1 protein-coding gene is annotated in these 1,776 nt (G+C 54.1%); it reads right to left on the bottom strand.

The window, feature by feature from the left end; all coding sequences use genetic code 11:
• Positions 1-11: 11 nt before the first annotated feature.
• A complete protein-coding gene (locus tag F1593_RS27905; RefSeq protein ID WP_149404821.1) occupies positions 12-1,676 on the bottom strand; it encodes an IS1182 family transposase in 1,665 nt (554 codons plus the stop codon).
• Positions 1,677-1,776: the final 100 nt, after the last annotated feature.

Here is a 1,776-nt window from a genome sequence, read left to right as displayed (position 1 = left end):
GGATACTGTTGCTAAATTGCCAAGCTCACCTCCGGAGTTTTCATGGCAGCAAACCGTGAGGTGCGCGTCTTGGCATGAGGGACACCCGCCATCCAAGACGCGAAACGCACCAGGTTGATAGCTCCAGCCGTCAAAAGATGTTGTAGGTGTGTTTTCGCCTCGCCGATGTAACGAGATCGGCGTAATCCGAAGCCACGTGTCCCTTGCGAAATGGTTCCCTCGATGCCAGCCCGGCGCTCATAACGGGCCTTCCATTCAGGAGTTGTTTGTAGACCCCGAATTTGCTGCAACATCTCGTGATCAGTCTGGATTCGCAATGTGATGTGTCTGGGTGCCTCTGCCGACTTGGTACACAGGGAACGAACCGGGCAGAGACGGCAATCGGTTCGAGAAAACTTGACGCTGATGACCGGTGTGCCCCAGGCATCCAGGTGCGGGGTCCAGCACGTATTCTGTTTCTCTTGAGGGCAGACCACCTGGTGGGTCTGCCAGTCAACGGTGAAATGCGTGAGATCATAGCCCTGGTCAGTCTTGGCCTGCCAACTAGAGTCGGGTCTCATAGGGCCAACGACCTCAATGCCCAGGTCGCGCTGACTCTTCACCAGCAAGTCGGCATCGACATAGCCAGCATCCAAGAAATGCTCACGTGGAAGGAGGTCTTTCTTCACTAACGCATTGTGAATGGGGGCCGAAAGCTCACTATCGGTGATCCCGGCTGCGGTCGTTTCCACATGGGTGATCAAGTGTATCTCATCATCCTCACAGGTTTCGGTGAGATGAACCTTGTATCCCGTCCAGGTGATTGAGCGCTTATTGCCGAAACGCGCATCTGGATCATAGGGCGAATCAAAACGCAGCCCAGCGGGAGGTAAATCTTCGGCTTTGCGCCAACGTAGATGCCCTTCCTCTGCATAGTATTGAAACACCCACGTCTGTCGTAGCGCCTGGACCGCCGGAAGCTCCTGCAGATGAAGCAGCGCGGATGAATCGTAGATGGCTGAGAGCAGCCGAGAGCCATCGGCTCCGAGCAGTTCAGCATATTCCTTTCGAGCCTCTTGCCCTTTAGGTAAACGAGAATCTTCAATCCGGGTGCTGTAGCGATCAAACCACTCTGGCACTACGTGCTCATGCAGCCACTCAGGCGCGATGCTGGCAAGAGCATTGAGCGCTGCGCGCAACGTCTCCCCAACACATTCGAGCCGATTGAGGGTACGGATAGCTGCGAGCACATGGGTCGAGTCGGTTCGTTGTTTGCCTCGTGCTTTCAGTAGACCATGTTCTTTGAACCGCTCCAGCATGGTTTCTAGGAGGGTCGCTTCAGCCGATCCTACAAGTAGACGTGCCCGAAATTTCGAGAGGATTGAGAAGTCGAAGCCTGGATCGGCTAAATCCAGGGACAGCGCGTATTTCCAGTCAATTCTGCTACGAACAGCCTCTGCCGCTTGCCGATCAGAGAGCCCTTCCACAAATTGGAAGAGAGAGACCAGCGCGAGTTGCCAGGGCGCTTCCGCAGGTCGTCCTCGTTTGGGAAAGAGGGCGGTAAAGTTCTCATCTTCGTACACTGTGCCTAATTGATCCCGCATGCTCAGATAGATGTTGCCACGAGGAAAAGCTGCACGAGCTATGCGAACTGTTTCTTCAGGGATAGAGATGATGGCGTGAGGGGACATCGACATGGAGGCTCTCCTTTCTTTAGACTGGACTCATTCTCTTGTGATCTCTATCGTAGCAAATTTCCGCCTGATTTGCACCCTTGGTAATTTAGCAACAGTATCA

It is taken from the genome of Dictyobacter arantiisoli (assembly GCF_008326305.1).
GTDB lineage: Bacteria > Chloroflexota > Ktedonobacteria > Ktedonobacterales > Ktedonobacteraceae > Dictyobacter > Dictyobacter arantiisoli.
This window is presented reverse-complemented; position numbering and strand designations above follow the sequence as displayed.

Coding starts and splice junctions, on each gene's coding strand:
- F1593_RS27905 (WP_149404821.1), bottom strand. CDS start 1,676: ATGTCGATGTCCCCTCACGCCATCATCTCTATCCCTGAAGAAACAGTT.